Consider the following 16,838-nt stretch of genomic DNA (forward strand, 5'->3'; position numbering starts at 1 on the left):
GCTCATAGAAAGGAGTTAAAACGAAAAAATGTTTAAGGGTTGTTTTATTGGGATGCTTTTATTATAGGTAAGAGTTGTGAAAAATATATGAACAAAACGCTAAGAAATTTTTGACTTTTATTAAAGGAAAGGTAAAAAGGCTGGGAAATCCCAACCTTTTTGCGTTTTATAATTTTTCTTTGATAAGATAGATGCCTAAACCAAGAATCAAACCAAATACTGCAGGCACAATCCAGCCCATACCAATACCAAAGAATGGCAAAGTATTTTTAGCAAATTCAATAATTTTTTGGGTTATGCTAGCATTTTGAATCCACGCTGGCGAACTTTGTAGGCCATCGATTAATGCGGGAATAATCGTAAATATCGTCACTGTTTGATAAACAATTGGATTATTTTTGAATAAGGGGCCACTAACGCCTAATAGTACTAAGATAATGGCTAAAGGATATAGGAACATTAACACTGGCGTACTATAAGAAATGATGCTTGTTAAACCGACATTCGCGATAATACATGGAATAATCGAAACACCAGCAATTAAAGTCGAATAACTTAAGCCTGGGAATAATTCGGCAAAAGTTTCAGAAAAGGCGGTGGTTAAGCCAATGGTTGTCTTCAAACAAGCCACCACAACGATTAAAGCCAAGATGATACTTCCACCTGTTCCTAAGTAGTAATGTGCGATTTGAGCTAAGGCAATACCCCCATTTTCACTTAAGTCAAATTTACCCATGCTCATTGTTCCCATTAAACTTAAGAAAGAATAGATAATTCCCATTAATAGTACACTTACTGCACCTGATTTAAAGGTATCAGCGGTAATGGTGCTTTTTTTAGTGACGCCTTTATTTTTTAAGGTATTCACGACGATAATCCCAAAAGCTAAAGAAGCCAAGACATCCAAAGTGTTATATCCATTTTGGAAACCAGTAAAGAAGGCATGATCACGGTATTTTCCAAGCACTGTGATATCATGAATATTAGCCATTGGTTTGACAAAGGACATTACGATTAAAATAGCTAAAAGTGCTAAGAATAACGGATTTAAAAATTTACCCACATAGTCTAATAGCTTACTTGGATTGCGTGAAAACCACCAAGACAAAGCGAAAAATAGAATACTAAAAATTGCTAAGAATAAGGTCTTTTGGCTTTCCGCGACAAATGGGGTTAAGCCGATTTCAAAGGAAGTAGCTGCTAGACGTGGCATTGCAAAAAATGGTCCAATGACTAAGTATAATGCGACGGTGAAGAAGTACCCATAACCTTTATGTACGCGTGAAGCTAAGTCAAATAAACCATTTTCACCGGAAATCCCGATAGCAATAATCCCTAAGAATGGTAAACCGATTCCAGTAATTAAAAATCCAATAATCGCTGGCCAAACATTGGCACCGGCTTCTTGTCCCATGTGCACAGGGAAGATTAAGTTTCCTGCTCCAAAGAATAATCCGAATAACATGGAACCAAGATACAAATAATCTTTTGATGATAATTTCTTTTCCATTTTAAACCTCTTTTCAAAAAGAATTGAATAAATTGTATCTAATTTTGCGGAAAATGACAATCCTATTTATTTTAGATATCGTTAATTTTAATGATATTTTCATCAAATGTTAATAAAATGCGTTGATATCATTTGTATTACTATTTTTTATTCTCATTTGTCAAACGATGATACAACGTCTTAACTAAATATTCTGAGTTATTTATTAAATTAATGAAAAAAGACTAGCCAAATGCGACTAGTCTTACTTTACATCCGACTATTTATCGTTAAGTACACGATGTAAGAAGGCTTTGGTACGTTCTTCTTTTGGTGTATTGAAGATTTCCTCTGGGGTACCTTCTTCAGCGATAACTCCTTTATCCATGAAGATGACACGGTCTGAAACTTCTTTCGCAAAGGCCATTTCGTGGGTAACGATAATCATGGTTAAACCAGTTTTTGTTAAGTCTTTCATAGTTTTTAAAACTTCGCCGACCATCTCAGGGTCAAGTGCGGAGGTTGGTTCATCAAAGAGCATCACATCTGGATTCATAGAGACCGCACGCGCAATCGCCACCCGTTGTTTTTGCCCCCCTGATAATTGGGCTGGTTTTGCATTTAAAAAGCGGGACATACCGACTTTTTCAAGGTTTTCAAGGGCAATTTTCTTCGCTTCTTCACGATTTCTCTTTAATACCGTGACTTGTCCAGCAATACAATTTTCCAATACGTTCATATTATTGAATAGATTAAAGGATTGAAAAACCATCCCTAAATGAGTACGATATTTTGGTAAATCGTATTTTGGACTTAAGATATTTTCACCTTTATAAAGAATTTCGCCATCAGTTGGTTTTTCTAGTAAGTTGATACAGCGTAAAAGGGTGGATTTACCTGAACCAGAAGAACCGATAATCGTGACAATTTCACCTTTTTTCACTGCTAAACTAACATCTTTTAAGACTTCATTATTTCCAAAACTTTTTTTCAAGTGGTTAATTTGAATAATTGCAGACATGTCTAAATCCTCCCTTATTTTTCTTCGTCCATTGGTACATAAGCGCTAGGTCCATCAATTTTCTTTTCCAATAAGCGTAATAGGCTTGTTGAAGTTAAGGTCATCACTAGGTAAATCACAGCGACGATGGTGAACGTTTGGAAGAACATGTAGTTAGTTCCGGCACTTGTAGAACCTGCAAAGAATAAATCTGGCACACTGATAACACTTAGCACCGCAGTATCTTTAATGTTGATGACTGTTTCATTCCCAATGGCTGGTAAGATATTACGCAATACTTGTGGTAAAACGACTTTTATCATGGTTTGACGGTGGTTCATACCGATAGCTTGTGCGGCTTCGAACTGACCTTTATCTACAGCGAAGATACCCCCACGCACGATTTCAGTCATATAAGCACCCGTGTTAATCGAAACAATCAATAGACCGGCAACGACACGGTTTAAATCAATATGAAAAGCTAGGGCCAAACCATAGAAGATAACCATCGCTTGTACCATCATTGGCGTGCCGCGGAAAACTTCAACATAAATAGTAATAATCGCATTTAAAACTTTTTGGAAGAAACGCGCGACAGGGTTTTCTGAAGTAGGTAGCGTTCTAAATACCCCGATTAATAAACCAATAATCGTTCCTACAAAGGTTGAGAAAATCGCGATTAATAAAGTCATGCCCGCCCCTTTAAGGAATAAGGTACCGTATTGACTTAAGATTTGTTTGAAATTAGCGATTAAACCAGTGTCTTCATTTTCATCAGTTGAAGATGGTTGGTTTTCAATCGCAGCATCCATTAATTTTGTGCGCTCTTTAGCAGAAATAGTCGCTAAAATTTGGTTGACTTTTTGTACATCGCTATCTCCTTTACGCATCCCGACAGCGACTTGTACATCTTCTGGATTGGTTTTGAAGCCTTTATCATCGGCGAACTCAATCATTTTGAAATCTTTATTGACATGGCTTGCAGTGACGCCTTCTGGTCTTTCGCTCACATAACCGTCAATAATTCCTGAAGACAAGGCCACACGCATACTTGAAAAATCTTTTGAAGCTTGTTGTTTTTGGACATCAGGGATCTGATCGATAACTGTGTAATGGAAAGTATTCAATTGGGCAGTAATTTTTGCCCCTTTGAAATCTTCAATCGACTTAGCATTGGCATATTTTCCATTTTTTTGTGTTACCATAACTAAGTGTGATTCATAGTAAGGATCAGTAAAATCAATTTGTTTGGCACGTTCGGCAGTTGGACTCATCCCTGCAATAATCGCATCTAATTTGCCAGATTGTAAGGCAGGAATTAGACCATCCCAAGAAGTAGGGACAATGACTAATTTTTTACCTAAGCCATCTGCAATACGTTTGGCAATTTCGACATCATAACCGCCAGCATAGGCATTTTTTTGACCAGCAATTTCGACCGCATCATGTTTATCGTTGGTTTGTGTCCAGTTAAATGGTGCATATCCAGCCTCCATTCCGACTCTAAATTCATTGGCAGGAGTTTTATCATCGGCAAATACTGGTAAACTAGTGATAAATAAGGTAATCAGTGTCAGTAAAAAGAATAAGCCTGCACGTTTTTTCATTTGAAATTCCTCTTTTCTTCTTTTTTTGAATAATTTCACATATTAAGTAGTACTTGCATAATGAAAGGCATATTTACTACCTCTTTAGCTAAACAAAAAAGCAGCCCTTTCTATGCTTAGAAAACGACTGCTGAAATGACTACAATCCTTTTCACTAAACATAGCTCATCTTAGAAAACTAAGACAGTGTGCAAATTATTCACTTGCACCCCAACACATTCTTTCAAGCAATAAAGAATGGTTTCGGCAGTATTTCCTAGACTTACTTCCACGTCTTGCTTGACTCCATAAGCTTAATAAATCCTGCGACCTCTACTTTTTAAGTGAAGGAAACTATTCAATTAATTCTTTTATAGGGTAGTTGAAAAGTTGTGTTTTGTCAATAGAAATGTAAAGTGAATTTTCATATAAACGTTTTCATAATAGATAATAATTTTTACGAACTATTTTCTGAAATTTCTGTCATGATGGATAATCAATGATATAATAAGGAAAAAGAAGAGAAAGTAGGGAATAAGATGGTAGCAATTACGATAGAAGATGCAGTGAAGATGATGCAACAAGCCAAACACATTACTTTTCTAACAGGAGCGGGGGTGTCGACGGCTTCAGGGATTCCGGATTATCGCTCGTTAAAAGGTGTGTATCATGGATTAGATCAACCAGAATATTTGTTGAGTCATACGTGTATGCTACGAGAACCAGAAAAGTTTTATGCATTCGTCCAAAAATTATATCATCCTGATGCGAAACCTAATGTCATTCATGAAAAAATTGCCGCGATGGAAAAGGAGAAAGATTGCTGGGTGGTTTCTCAAAATATTGATGGGCTACATGAAAAAGCCGGTAGTCAACATTGTGTGAATTTTCATGGTAATATTTATGACTGCTATTGTCGAAAATGTCATCAAAAGGTCGATTATCAAGATTATATGCAATCAGATGTGCATCAAGATTGTGGGGGGCAAATTCGTCCAGGAATTGTGCTATATGAAGAAGGTTTTACCCAAGAGGTGTTGGATAGTGCGGTCAATGCGGTGAGAAATGCGGATTTAATCGTGATTGTGGGAACGACTTTCCAGGTACACCCATTTTGCGATTTAATCCATTATAAACGTGCCGATGCAAAAGTTTTGGTGATAAATCAAACGGATATCTATTTACCAATTCAAGCATTTATGTTACAAAAGGATGCAGTAGAAGTATGTACCGACCCCAAAAAGTTAGACCATAAAATCTAACAATTGGAGGTCGGTATTTTTATGTCCAAATATTCTTTTGAGTTTAAAAAGCAAGTTGTAAATGCTTATCTTAATGGCGAAGGTGGTTATACTTATCTTGCAAATAAGTTCGGCATTCCATCTGATAATAAAGTTAAACTATGGGTGGATAATTACAATGCATTTGGCGATGAAGGATTAAAACGTTCTAGAAAAAAAGATTTTTATTCTTTTGAAAAGAAGCTTTCTATAGTAGAGTTATATTTATCAAGTGAAATCTCATATCAAGATTTAGCTCTGCAAGAAGGAATTACTAATCCAAGTATGATCGCAAATTGGGTGAGTCGCTTTCGTGCAGCTGGTCCTGATGCCCTAAGACCACGCAAGAAGGGACGAAAGAAAACATTGAATACAACTAATGGCAATACACAAAACAAACCAGTTGAAGAATCTTCTGTTGATACAAGTGCAGAACATGTAAAAGAGCTAGAAGAGGAACTTCTTAAATTGAGAATTGAGAATGCCTTTTTAAAAGAACTGAGGAGGCTGCGTTTAGAGGACGAGGAAAAAATGAGAGAACGGCACTCGTCATCAACAGTCTCCGACGAGAATTCAAACTAAAAGACCTTCTCTCTTATACAGGCATGCCTAAAGCAACATATATGTATTGGCAAAAACGATTTGATAGAGAAAATCCTGACAAAGAACTTGAAGAAAAAATCCAAGAAATCCGTAAGAATAATAAGGATTACGGATATCGTAGAATACATGGAGAGCTTCATAATCAGGGATATCTCATCAACAAAAAGAAGGTTCAGCGAATAGTTCAAAAACTTGGCTTGCAGGTGACATCCTACACACGCAAAAGTAGGAAATATAGTTCCTATAGGGGCAGGACTGGTACCATTGCACCCAACAGAATTCGCAGACGCTTTAATACGCACATACCCCATCAAAAAATCACAACGGATACGACTGAATTTAAGTATTATGAAGTTGATGTCAAAGGACATATGACAATGCATAAGCTGTATTTAGATCCATTTATGGATATGTGTAATGGAGAAATACTAAGTTACGGTATCGATAAGAAACCTTCAGCAAAGAATGTAATGAATGCCTTGGATAAAGCCATTGAAATCACTTCAGACTGCCCTTATAGACGAACATTCCATTCTGACCAGGGTTGGGCATACCAGATGAAGGCATACTCTCACAGGCTAAAAGAAGAACGAATATTTCAAAGCATGTCTCGAAAGGGCAACTGTCTAGATAATTCCGTAATGGAGAATTTCTTCGGTCTGCTTAAGCAAGAGATATACTATGGCGTTAATTACTATAGCTATGAGGAATTAAAAATGGAAATAGAACGATTTATAAAGTATTATAATGAACAACGAATAAAAGAAAAGTTAGGATGGATGAGTCCTGTTCAATATAGGCTCCATCTTTTAGCTGCATAATGAAAACGAGACGACCGGAGTCGTCTCGTAAAAAAGTCTAACTTTTGGGGGTCACCTCAGTATTTGAAAAATTATAAGAAAAAGGTGATGTTGTGAGAACAGAAAAAGAGAAAATGATTGCTGGCGAGTCCTATTTTTCAGGAGATGCCGAGTTAGTTGCAGATCGCAAACACGCAAGAAAAATGATGCGCGCCATTAATCAAGAATCAGATGGAAAAAAACGCAGCGAATTATTGAAACAAACCTTTGGCAAAACTGCACAAAATCTATATATGGAACCTAATGTACATTTTGATTATGGCTATAATATTTCTGTGGGTGAGAATTTTTATGCCAATTTTAATGCGGTGTTGTTAGATATTTGTCCGATAACGATTGGCGATAATTGTATGTTAGCGCCAAATGTCCAATTATATACAGCTTATCATCCAATTGACCCTGTTGAACGAAATAGCGGTTATGAAAATGGTGCGCCGATTATAATTGGTGATAATGTGTGGATCGGTGGCAATTCTGTGATTTTACCAGGAGTGACGCTAGGGGATAATGTCGTTGTCGGTTCAGGTAGCGTGGTGACTAAGAGTTTCCCGGATAATGTAGTGATTGCCGGAAATCCTGCCAAAATACTTAAAGAAATTCCTAAGAAAGTGGAAGAGAGTGCTGAAAACCTTGAGTCTTTACGCAAAACAATTGACCAAATTGACCGTCAAATCGTAAAATTGTTGGAAGAACGGATGGATGTCGTTTCGGCAATTGCGGATTATAAAGCAAAACAAAAATTACCAGTTTTAGATGAGAATAGGGAAAAGGCTTTATTAGAAAAAGTTTCTAAGTTAGTTTACAAAGAAGAATATCAAGCAGCCATTCGTGATAGCTTTGATGATTTAATGAAGCATTCAAGAAATTATCAAATGCAACGCATGGAGGTAAAAGACAATGATTGAAGGTCAAAAAAGAAGAGAAATGATTTTAGAGGAGCTATCTCAAGCCACTAAAAATGTCAATGCGACTCAACTAGCTGAAAAGTTTGGTGTCAGTCGCCAAATCGTAGTGGGGGATATTGCTTTGTTACGAGCAAGTGGTATTGAGATTATTTCTAATTCTAGAGGTTATCGCTTAGCCAATAAATCTGCTGGGATGCTAGAAACGAAATTAGCAGTCAAACATGGTCCAGATCAAGTAGAAGAAGAACTGCGCCTGATTGTCGAAAATGGCGGGACCGTAGCTGATGTGATTATTGAACATGAACTATATGGGGAAATCAAAGGTACGGTGGATATTAAAAATGATGCTGAGATAACGGCTTTCTTAAATAAGGTAGAACAAGCACATGCAACTTTGCTTTCTAGCTTAACAGATGGCATCCATTTACACACCATTCAGTATTCAGACGAAGAAACCTTAGTCAAGATTAAACAAGCCTTATCACAAGCAGGCATCTTACTGGAAGAAAATGAATAACGGTAAAAAAGAGACGTTCAACTCTGATATGGTTTGAACGCCTCTTTTGATTTACTCTAAAACTAATACGTCTTTATCTAAGCTAAATGGGTTTTTAGTATTAATATGATCATAGAACATGACGCCGTTTAAATGGTCGATTTCATGTTGCACGACGATGGCTGGATAATTTTTTAAACGAATCTTTTGTGTCTCACCATTCATATCGGTATAAGTCACAGTAACGCGTGCATGACGAACGACATATCCAGGCACTTCGCGGTCAACGGATAGACAACCTTCGCCATCTGCTAGACATGCATCTTGGACAGAGTGACTCACGATTTTAGGATTATACATGACGGTTTCTAAAATTGGTTCTGGTTTTTCTGGATTATTACTAGGCACTAAAAGCGCGATGATTCGCTTTTTAATGTCTAATTGGGGGGCAGCCAAACCAACACCACCACGTAATTCATATTTTTCAGCCATTTCAGGATCTTGGCTATTATGTAAAAACTCTAACATATCTTTACCTAATTGGATATCTTCTGCTGTTAAAGGGACAGGCACTTCATCACAGACAGCACGCAAAGTAGGGTTACCTTCACGAATAATATCTTTCATTGTTAACATCTAAATGCTTCACTTCCTCAATTTTTTTCTAATAAGTATTCTATCATAGCTTGATTTTTTTTACCAATCGCACAAATGTTTCTTTAATTTTCTAAACTTTTCAAAATTATCTAAATATTTTATTTTTTCGAAAAAATATGCAATGAATGGTTGACCGATGAATTTAGCTATTGTTATAATTATTAAAGTTTATAACGAAGGAGAATAAAAGTGAATTTACCTCAAGCTTTTATCGATAAATATCAGCACTTACTTGGTGATGAAGCTGAGGCGTTTTTGACAGCTTTAACTCAAGAAGAAGTGCAAAAAGGATTTCGACTCAATCCATTAAAGCCCCATGCTAAGGAAATGTTGGCCAAGTTTGATGGTCGTACCTTACCACAAGCCCCTTTTGCTAAGGATGGCTACGTAGGCGAAATCAGTGGAAAATCTATCTTGCACCAAGCAGGTTATGTCTATTCTCAAGAAATTAGTGCGATGATTGTTGCCAGTGTCGCAGATGTCCAACCTGGTGAGTGTGTATTAGATTTATGTGCGGCCCCTGGTGGCAAATCGACACAGCTCGCTGCAAGTCTAGCCAACCAAGGTTTATTAGTGGCGAATGAAATCTATCCAAAGCGGGCAAAGATTTTAGCTGAAAACTTAGAACGTTGGGGTGCCCAAAATACAGTAGTCACCAATCACGCTCCGACCGAATTGGTTGACTTTTTCCCACAATTTTTTGATACGATTGTGGTTGATGCGCCTTGTTCAGGTGAAGGCATGTTTCGTAAAGATGAAGAAGCTATCCAACAGTGGCAAGCAGATACCCCAGAAATGTGTGCTACACGTCAAAAAGAAATCTTGGACGCAGCGGTACGGATGTTAAAGAAAGACGGCATACTCGTTTATTCGACTTGTACCTTTGCGCCAGAAGAAAATGAAGAAATGGTGAGCTTCTTGGTAGAAAATTATCCGTTTGAAATTGTGCCATTATCCATCGAGGGGACATCTCCTGGCCGTAGTGAGTGGGGAAGTGTGCCGCATTTAGAAGATACGGTGCGAATTTGGCCGCATTTAAATGAGGGTGAAGGACATTTTGTGGCGAAATTACGATTAACAGAAGCCGTTATTTCTAATGGTGTACCGAAACAAAAGACAAAGAAAGCCAAAAAAGGGAAAAATGCGTCAAATGATGGTTTGAATAAAGAACAGCAAAAAGTGATGCAAGACTTTACCAAGCGCTGGCCACTTCCTTTTGCTGGAAAACTAGTCCCTTTTAAGGATAATTTGTGGCTTTTACCGCAAGAGATGATAAGTTTAGAAAAATTAAAAGTGCTTAAACCAGGCTTGCAATTAGGGGTATTTAAGAAAAATCGTTTTGAGCCAACATTTGCTTGTACGATGGCAATTGCGGATGTTGCGCCTTACCCTAGTTGTCAGATTACTTTGGAAGATTGGCAACGTTATGTGCGAGGCGAAACGATTTTGAAAGACGGCAACCAAGGCTGGGTCGTGCTAGTCGTTGATCAAATCCCTGTAGGTTTAGGCAAACAAGTCCAAGGAGTCGTTAAGAATTTCTATCCTAAGGGTTTACGTTTTCAACCATAAATGAAGCAACTCTCCAAAATCAGCGGAGGGTTTACTTTTAAACTAAAATTGATTGAATTGTTTGAAAAATAAAAACAATCAAGCAAATTTAAAGGAGAAAGATATTGGAGAAAAAATTAAGTTTTAAAGAAATATTTTTTATTGGATTGATGATTTTTTCGCTTTTCTTCGGGGCGGGAAATCTAATTTTTCCAGCAGAATTAGGAGCTAAAGCCGGCGAATCAGTCTTTTCTGCAATGGGCGGATTTTTAATTACGGGCATTGGCTTACCGACGATTGGCTTATTATCGCTTGCTTTTGTCAGTAAAAAAGGTCAACCTGAAGATATCGCCATCAAGGTACATCCAATTTTTGCCTTATTATTAACTTGCGTGACATATTTGGCGATTGGTCCCTTGTTTGCTGCACCACGAACAGGCTTAGTTTCCTTTGAGATAGCGGTCGTGCCGTTTTTACCTAGTGGCCCAAAAGCCTTGTTTTTATTCTTGTTTAGCATTCTCTTTTTTGGGATTGTTTATTATTTAGCGCTTTATCCGAATCATTTTGTGGATCGTTTTGGTAAATTAATCACCCCGTTTTTATTAGTGATATTAGGATTATTCATTGTCACTAGCTTTTTGCATCCCATTGCTAAAGAAGCTAAGCCAAGTGGCAATTATGCGACTTTGCCTTTTGCCACAGGACTTAAACAAGGTTATTTGACGATGGATACGATTGTTTCGGTCATTTTTGCGACATTAATCATGAATGCGACCAAAGCGATGGGAATCAAGAGTGCCAAGCAAACGCGAATGATTATCTTAAAAGCTGGCTTAGTATCAGCAACTTGTCTAGGAATCATTTACTCAGGTATTGCGATGATTGGGGCAACAAGTGGGATGAGCCAACATGTTAATGGCGCGGTCATTTTATCAGCGATTAGTCATCATTATTTTGGTAATTTTGGAAACATTTTATTTGGAGTGGTAGTATTATTGGCTTGTCTGCCTACAGCATCAGGTGTATTAACTGCTTGTTCGTGGTATTTCAACCGTTTATTCCCACAAGTAAGTTATAAGCAATTTCTGACGGCGTTTACTTTATTTAGTGCTGTTGTCGCAAATATCGGCTTAGATCAACTCATTAAAGTGTCGATTCCAGTCTTAAATTTCATTTACCCGATTATGATTGTATTAATCTTGTTAGGATTTTTAAGTAAAGTCATCCACTGTAGTCAAGGAATGTATGTGGGGGCTGTGTTATTCACTTCAATTATCGGCTTAAATGATGCCTGTAAAGCGATAAATCCTCATTTTGAGTTCTTAAGTTGGCTTGCTTTGCCATTGAGTAATCTTGGCTTTAGTTGGGTTATGCCGGCAGTGATTGGGGGCTTGCTTGGATTTCTTTATAGCAAGTGGCGTCAACGTAAAACCCCTGTTTATCAGCAAGCAAAACAAACAATCAATAATTAACAGCAATATAAACGTTTGAACAAAAAAAAGCGGAGATCACCATCAAAGTGACCTCCGCTTTTTTCATTCATTTATTATATTATTTTTCTTCTTCGTCTTCTGGCACTTTATTATCCAAGTCGGTACGTACAATTAAGACATCACAAATTGCATGACGGATAACATATTCAGATACAGAACCGATAAATAAACGTTCAACTGCATTTAAACCAGTAGCGCCTAGCATGATTAAATCTACTTTTTCGCTCTCAGGTAATTCTTTAGCAATCACTGATTTAGGAGAACCGTATTCGATAATTGTTTTGACTTGATTTACCCCTGCTTCACTAGCAGCCTTTTGATAATCAGCCAAGGTTTGTTTAGCCATTTCACTTGCTTGTTCCATCATCATACCGTCTAAAGAAGAGATTGTTTGGAAAGCACGCGTATCAATGACATGGACTAATAACAATTCAGAATCATTCCGTCGTGCAACATTCACCGCCTTTTGAAATGCCAATTCTGCCTCTTTGGAACCATCTACAGCGACCATAATTTTTTTATATTCTTGCAACATAAGAATCATCCTCTCTGTTATATCTATCTACATTCTAAAACAAAAAAAGAGATTTGTCACAATATTTCTATTATATTTTTAAGTTTTTTGCTAAAAAAGAAGAGAAAACCCCACTTAATATAAAAACAGCAATAATAAAACAAACACTAAAGAAGCGATCATTCATAAAAGTGCAGACAATCCCTAGAATACCACCGATTACAAAAAATTTACCATAATCACTTAATACAGAAGCTAAATCTTCTTTAGGTTTTAAAAATTGTAAGGCAATCGTTGTTTTGAAAATTAAGAAATAACCAATCACTAATAATAGCGAGGCCATGATAAATAATAAGATTTGGATTAACATGAATTATTTTCCTTTCGATTTTGATATTTTTCACAGCTTTATTATACTCAATTTTGGCAAGAAAAAAAGCCTGACCATAAAGCCAGGCTCAACCTATATTGGTTATCATGGGTACTATCCGTAGATGCCGTTTTTTATCCCGAGGTATTGATCCCGCAAACTAGCAGGTGGGCTCTTCTATCTATCCTTTGAACTACCAAATGAAAAGGCATGTTACCCGCATAGATTCAATTAGATCCCAATAAATCAATAACAATGTTCGGTCAACACACTAAAGGGAGAATTCGCACATCACAGATTTCCCATAACTAATACTAGCATAGTTTTTCAAAGAGTGCAAGTGAAACACCTAAAAATTGAGAACGTTTTCTAAAAGGGACTATACTCGTTATTAGATAACTTATTAATGTTGCTTCCATTCTTGGATTTGTTGATATCTCATGGCTAAGGCTTTTTCATATTTGCCACTTGTTTTTGGTTGATAGTAATGACGATGCACCAGATTGTTTGGCAAGTACTGTTGGTTCACCCATTGATTCGGATAGTCATGAGGATACTTATAGTCTATCCCACGATTTAATTTTTTTGCCCCTTGATAGTGACTGTCGCGCAAATGATCTGGCACATCGCCTGCTTTTCCACTTCTGACATCGGCTAAGGCTGCATCAATGGCGCTAATGGCTGAATTGGATTTAGGAGATAGACACAAATCAATCACAGCATTGGCTAATGGAATCCGTGCTTCAGGAAATCCTAGTTTTTCAGCAGCTTGGATAGCAGAAACAGTACGGGCAGCGGCTTGCGGATTTGCCAGGCCTACATCTTCATAGCCAATGACCATTAACCGCCGACAAATAATAGGTAAATCTCCTGCTTCAATTAACCGCGCCAAATAGTGTAGGGCCGCATCCACATCGCTCCCTCGGATAGATTTTTGCAAGGCGGAAATCACATCATAATGGGCATCTCCGTCTTTATCATGGGTCAATGCTTTCTTTTGTAGGCAAGACTCAATAATCTCTAAGGTAATTTCAATCTTTCCGGTAGCTTCATCGACGGGAGTGGATTTGACGGCTAATTCTAATCCATTTAAGGCACTTCGTAAATCGCCATTGGTTACCCGTGATAGATGAAGTCGGGCATTTTCAGCTAGATGAACGGGATATTCGCCCAATCCTTTTTCAGTATCTGCCAATGCTCGGTCAATCGCGGCTAAAATATCTTCTTGAGTCAATGGTTTTAACTCAAAAATTTGACAACGACTGCGAATGGCAGGGTTGATGGAAATATAAGGATTTTCGGTTGTTGCGCCAATCATAATAATGCGGCCATTTTCTAGATGAGGCAATAGGAAGTCTTGTTTGGTTTTATCTAAACGGTGAATTTCGTCCAAAAGTAAAATCACCGTACCACTCATTTTGGCTTCTTCTGCAACGATTTGTAAATCTTTTTTGCTGTCAGTCGCGGCATTTAGCATACGAAAGGCATATTTGGTCGTTCCGGCGATGGCTGAGGCAATACTTGTCTTTCCTGTGCCTGGGGGTCCATATAAAATCATAGAGGATAGCATTTTAGCTGTAATCATTCGGTCAATAATTTGTCCTGGTCCCACGAGATGCTTTTGCCCAACGACTTCGGATAATTGAGTGGGGCGCATGCGATAAGCTAATGGTTTCATATGATACATCCTCTCTTTTCAAACATTCTTCGCTCTCCTAGTATAGCATTATCCGCGCAAAATAAGCTAGTTGAAACATTTTTTTACCCTAATTAATGGTTTTAGCTATGATTTAGTAAAAGAATTGTGTATGATGAAAGTGATGGAAATTATTCAGAAAAGAGGGAAATCAGTGGCCAAAGAAGATATTTTAACTTTTTTAGACCAACAAATTGATCAAAAAGTGACCGATTATGATGTCGCACTAGATTGGAATACTAAAAACCATACGATTGAAATCATTTTTCGTCTCTATTTAGCAAGTAATGAAGAGTTAGCTGGTGAAGAGGAAGTCGAAGCGATAGAATTTGAAGATGGGATTTTACTTTACACTGAAAAATCTCAATTTGATGCAAATGATTACTTATATACAATGCCTTTTGAGCGTAAAAAAGGGATTGAAAGTACGACTTTAGCGGGTCTTATCACGTATTTAAATGAAGTATTAGACCAAGGGATGTCTGATATTTTTGACTTTTTAGAAGATGAAGAAGCTGAAGTGTTTGAATTAACTTTTGATGAAGCAAGACTACAAGAAATCATTGAAAATGAAGGATCTGCTCGTTGGATTCCTTATCCTAAATTTTAAGAAGGTGAAAAGATGAAGTGGAATGAAGTAAAAGTCACAACAGAAAGTGAAGCCATCGAAGCGGTGTCTAATATATTAATGGAAGCCGGTGCCAGTGGTGTGATGATTGAAGATAGTTTAGATATCGAAAATTATAAAACCGATGCTTATGGCGAATTATTAGACAAAGAAAACTATGAAATGATTACAGAAGGAGCGATTGTTACAGCATATTTTCCTGAAACAACCTTCTTACCTGAAATTATGCCAACGATTCAAGCCAGAATTGCGCAATTAGCTGAATTTGGTTTAGCCATTGGTAAAAACGAAGTCGAAATTTCTGAAGTCTCTGAGGAAAATTGGGCGACGGCGTGGAAAAAATATTATCATCCTGTGCAAATTAGTCGCTTTTTAACGATTGTCCCAAGTTGGCAAGACTATCAAGCAACCCATCCAGAAGAAAAGATTATCACTTTAGATCCAGGAATGGCCTTTGGTACAGGGACACATCCGACGACTCGCTTAACGTTACAAGCTTTAGAAGTGACGCTACACGGAGACGAAACGGTACTTGATGTGGGGACAGGCTCAGGTGTGTTAAGTATTGCAAGTAAATATTTAGGGGCAAAAGAGGTCCATGCCTTTGACTTAGATGAAGTAGCGGTTAGAGCAGCTAAAGAAAATATGGACTTAAACCCGATTGCCAGTGATGTCAAGGTAAGTGCCAATGATTTGCTAAAAGGAATCGACACCCAAGCGGATGTCATCGTGGCCAATATTTTAGCAGATATTATCGTCTTAATGTTAGCGGATGCGCATCGTTTGTTAAAAGATACTGGGCATTTGATTATCTCTGGAATCATCGAAGCCAAACGCGAAATGGTCTTAGCTGCATGTGAAAAAGCAGGCTTTGTCGTGGAACAACAATTGAACCAAAAAGACTGGTATGCGATAATTTTGAAAAAAGACTTGGGTGAAGACTAATGCAAAGATATTTTGTTGATACCCCTTATCAAGTACAAGAAAGCTATCAGGCAACCAAGGAAATGTATCATCATATGGTGCACGTGATGCGGATGAAAGTGGGCAGTCAAGTCTATCTAGCTTTTAACGACCAACAAGTCATTATGGCACAAATTAGCGAAATAACCCCAGATACTTTGACTCTGGTGGAAGTGGCTAAAGAAGAACAAGCAAAAGAATTACCAGTTCATATTACTATTGCTAGTGGCTATCCAAAAGGTGATAAGCTAGAGTGGATCGTCCAAAAAGCGACAGAACTAGGTATGGCAGAATTGATTGGCTTTCCAGCAGCTAGTTCGGTTGTGAAGTGGAATGATAAAAAACTAGCTAAAAAACAAGAACGTCTCGAAAAAATTGCCCAAGAAGCTGCGGAACAATCGCATCGTCAAGTCGTACCTAAAATTGATTTGTTGGAACACTTTACAGATTTATTAAAACGCGCAGCTGAATATGATCACATTGTTATTGCTTATGAAGAATCGGCCAAACAAGGCGAAGATAGTCAATTGGTGAAAGTCTTTCAACAGCTTGCCCCTAATGAGAAACTTTTAGCGATTTTTGGGCCAGAAGGGGGCATTACGCCGACAGAAATCGAGCAATTCAAGCAATTAGGTGGCAAATGCTGTGGATTAGGGCCAAGAATATTACGCACGGAGACCGCACCTTTATATCTTTTAGCAAGCAGTAGTTTCTTTTTTGAATTGATAAACCAAGAAAAGTGAGTGAATA

General features: G+C 37.6%; 16 protein-coding genes, 1 other RNA gene and 1 riboswitch. Of the genes, 9 read left to right on the forward strand and 8 right to left on the reverse strand.

Annotated features, from left to right (window positions below):
* Window positions 1–166 precede the first annotated feature (166 nt).
* The 3 genes from brnQ (I567_RS03860) to I567_RS03870 form a co-directional block, all read right to left on the reverse strand.
* Window positions 167–1,510, reverse strand: a complete 1,344-nt coding sequence (gene brnQ, locus I567_RS03860) for a branched-chain amino acid transport system II carrier protein (protein WP_016250938.1) — start codon at window positions 1,508–1,510, stop codon at window positions 167–169.
* Between the two features lie 259 nt (window positions 1,511–1,769).
* Window positions 1,770–2,510 carry an amino acid ABC transporter ATP-binding protein gene (locus I567_RS03865; RefSeq protein WP_016250939.1) on the reverse strand — a complete coding sequence of 247 codons (741 nt, stop codon included), beginning with the start codon at window positions 2,508–2,510 and terminating at the stop codon, window positions 1,770–1,772.
* 14 nt (window positions 2,511–2,524) lie between these two features.
* On the reverse strand, window positions 2,525–4,096 hold the full coding sequence (locus tag I567_RS03870; RefSeq protein ID WP_016250940.1) for an ABC transporter permease subunit: 1,572 nt from the start codon (window positions 4,094–4,096) through the stop codon (window positions 2,525–2,527).
* A 153-nt stretch (window positions 4,097–4,249) separates the two neighbouring features.
* Window positions 4,250–4,419: riboswitch (Lysine riboswitch) on the reverse strand.
* 195 nt (window positions 4,420–4,614) lie between these two features.
* Between I567_RS03870 and I567_RS03875 the strand changes: the two genes are divergently transcribed.
* The 4 genes from I567_RS03875 (at window position 4,615) to I567_RS03895 (ending at window position 8,240) form a co-directional block, all read left to right on the forward strand.
* The gene (locus I567_RS03875) at window positions 4,615–5,337 is read left to right on the forward strand and encodes an NAD-dependent protein deacylase (RefSeq protein ID WP_016250941.1); all 723 of its coding nucleotides are present in this window, start codon (window positions 4,615–4,617) and stop codon (window positions 5,335–5,337) included.
* A 21-nt stretch (window positions 5,338–5,358) separates the two neighbouring features.
* Window positions 5,359–6,779 (forward strand): IS3 family transposase gene (locus I567_RS12355; protein ID WP_111736135.1). Its coding sequence is split into 2 segments (ribosomal slippage): window positions 5,359–5,926 and window positions 5,926–6,779, totalling 1,422 coding nucleotides; the frame shifts between segments, so codons are not numbered across the junction.
* A 92-nt stretch (window positions 6,780–6,871) separates the two neighbouring features.
* Window positions 6,872–7,723: a chorismate mutase gene (locus tag I567_RS03890; RefSeq protein WP_016250942.1), complete on the forward strand. Its 852-nt coding sequence runs from the start codon at window positions 6,872–6,874 to the stop codon at window positions 7,721–7,723.
* Window positions 7,716–8,240, forward strand: coding sequence for a transcription repressor NadR (locus I567_RS03895; protein WP_016250943.1), 525 nt, complete (start codon window positions 7,716–7,718; stop codon window positions 8,238–8,240). The genes I567_RS03890 and I567_RS03895 overlap by 8 nt, the downstream gene beginning before the upstream one ends.
* Window positions 8,241–8,291: 51 nt before the next feature.
* Here I567_RS03895 and def read toward each other — a convergent pair whose 3' ends face one another.
* Complete coding sequence (def, locus tag I567_RS03900) at window positions 8,292–8,855, reverse strand: peptide deformylase (protein WP_016250944.1); 564 nt, start codon at window positions 8,853–8,855, stop codon at window positions 8,292–8,294.
* 210 nt (window positions 8,856–9,065) lie between these two features.
* Here def and I567_RS03905 point away from each other — a divergent pair, with 210 nt between their 5' ends.
* Window positions 9,066–10,445 (forward strand): RsmB/NOP family class I SAM-dependent RNA methyltransferase, encoded by a 1,380-nt coding sequence (locus tag I567_RS03905; RefSeq protein ID WP_016250945.1) that lies wholly within the window; start codon window positions 9,066–9,068, stop codon window positions 10,443–10,445.
* 104 nt (window positions 10,446–10,549) lie between these two features.
* Complete coding sequence (gene brnQ / locus I567_RS03910) at window positions 10,550–11,896, forward strand: branched-chain amino acid transport system II carrier protein (RefSeq protein ID WP_016250946.1); 1,347 nt, start codon at window positions 10,550–10,552, stop codon at window positions 11,894–11,896.
* A 79-nt stretch (window positions 11,897–11,975) separates the two neighbouring features.
* On the opposite strand, the gene I567_RS03915 is transcribed toward brnQ (I567_RS03910), so the two are convergent.
* From I567_RS03915 to I567_RS03925, 4 genes are all read right to left on the reverse strand, one after another.
* Window positions 11,976–12,452, reverse strand: a complete 477-nt coding sequence (locus I567_RS03915) for a universal stress protein (RefSeq protein ID WP_016250947.1) — start codon at window positions 12,450–12,452, stop codon at window positions 11,976–11,978.
* A gap of 70 nt (window positions 12,453–12,522) precedes the next feature.
* A complete protein-coding gene (locus tag I567_RS03920; RefSeq protein ID WP_016250948.1) occupies window positions 12,523–12,801 on the reverse strand; it encodes a hypothetical protein in 279 nt (92 codons plus the stop codon).
* 111 nt (window positions 12,802–12,912) lie between these two features.
* A non-coding RNA gene (ssrS, locus tag I567_RS12360) (6S RNA) lies at window positions 12,913–13,104 on the reverse strand.
* Between the two features lie 100 nt (window positions 13,105–13,204).
* On the reverse strand, window positions 13,205–14,479 hold the full coding sequence (locus I567_RS03925; protein WP_016250949.1) for a replication-associated recombination protein A: 1,275 nt from the start codon (window positions 14,477–14,479) through the stop codon (window positions 13,205–13,207).
* A 172-nt stretch (window positions 14,480–14,651) separates the two neighbouring features.
* Between I567_RS03925 and I567_RS03930 the strand changes: the two genes are divergently transcribed.
* From I567_RS03930 to I567_RS03940, 3 genes are read left to right on the forward strand one after another with little or no spacing between them, the layout of a single operon-like run.
* Window positions 14,652–15,107 (forward strand): DUF3013 family protein, encoded by a 456-nt coding sequence (locus tag I567_RS03930; RefSeq protein WP_016250950.1) that lies wholly within the window; start codon window positions 14,652–14,654, stop codon window positions 15,105–15,107.
* A 12-nt stretch (window positions 15,108–15,119) separates the two neighbouring features.
* Window positions 15,120–16,070, forward strand: coding sequence for a 50S ribosomal protein L11 methyltransferase (prmA, locus tag I567_RS03935; RefSeq protein WP_016250951.1), 951 nt, complete (start codon window positions 15,120–15,122; stop codon window positions 16,068–16,070).
* The gene (locus I567_RS03940; protein WP_016250952.1) at window positions 16,070–16,831 is read left to right on the forward strand and encodes a 16S rRNA (uracil(1498)-N(3))-methyltransferase; all 762 of its coding nucleotides are present in this window, start codon (window positions 16,070–16,072) and stop codon (window positions 16,829–16,831) included. The genes prmA and I567_RS03940 overlap by 1 nt, the downstream gene beginning before the upstream one ends.
* Window positions 16,832–16,838 lie beyond the last annotated feature (7 nt).

The sequence above is a fragment of the Enterococcus cecorum DSM 20682 = ATCC 43198 genome (genome assembly GCF_000407565.1).
Lineage (GTDB): Bacteria > Bacillota > Bacilli > Lactobacillales > Enterococcaceae > Enterococcus_E > Enterococcus_E cecorum.

What these genes read in the sequence shown, in the direction of transcription:
- brnQ (WP_016250938.1), bottom strand. Translation starts at nt 1,510, where the DNA reads ATGGAAAAGAAATTATCATCAAAAGATTATTTGTATCTTGGTTCCATG.
- I567_RS03865 (WP_016250939.1), bottom strand. Translation starts at nt 2,510, where the DNA reads ATGTCTGCAATTATTCAAATTAACCACTTGAAAAAAAGTTTTGGAAAT.
- I567_RS03870 (WP_016250940.1), bottom strand. Translation starts at nt 4,096, where the DNA reads ATGAAAAAACGTGCAGGCTTATTCTTTTTACTGACACTGATTACCTTA.
- I567_RS03875 (WP_016250941.1), top strand. Translation starts at nt 4,615, where the DNA reads ATGGTAGCAATTACGATAGAAGATGCAGTGAAGATGATGCAACAAGCC.
- I567_RS03895 (WP_016250943.1), top strand. Translation starts at nt 7,716, where the DNA reads ATGATTGAAGGTCAAAAAAGAAGAGAAATGATTTTAGAGGAGCTATCT.
- def (WP_016250944.1), bottom strand. Translation starts at nt 8,855, where the DNA reads ATGTTAACAATGAAAGATATTATTCGTGAAGGTAACCCTACTTTGCGT.
- I567_RS03915 (WP_016250947.1), bottom strand. Translation starts at nt 12,452, where the DNA reads ATGTTGCAAGAATATAAAAAAATTATGGTCGCTGTAGATGGTTCCAAA.
- I567_RS03920 (WP_016250948.1), bottom strand. Translation starts at nt 12,801, where the DNA reads ATGTTAATCCAAATCTTATTATTTATCATGGCCTCGCTATTATTAGTG.
- I567_RS03925 (WP_016250949.1), bottom strand. Translation starts at nt 14,479, where the DNA reads ATGAAACCATTAGCTTATCGCATGCGCCCCACTCAATTATCCGAAGTC.
- prmA (WP_016250951.1), top strand. Translation starts at nt 15,120, where the DNA reads ATGAAGTGGAATGAAGTAAAAGTCACAACAGAAAGTGAAGCCATCGAA.
- I567_RS03940 (WP_016250952.1), top strand. Translation starts at nt 16,070, where the DNA reads ATGCAAAGATATTTTGTTGATACCCCTTATCAAGTACAAGAAAGCTAT.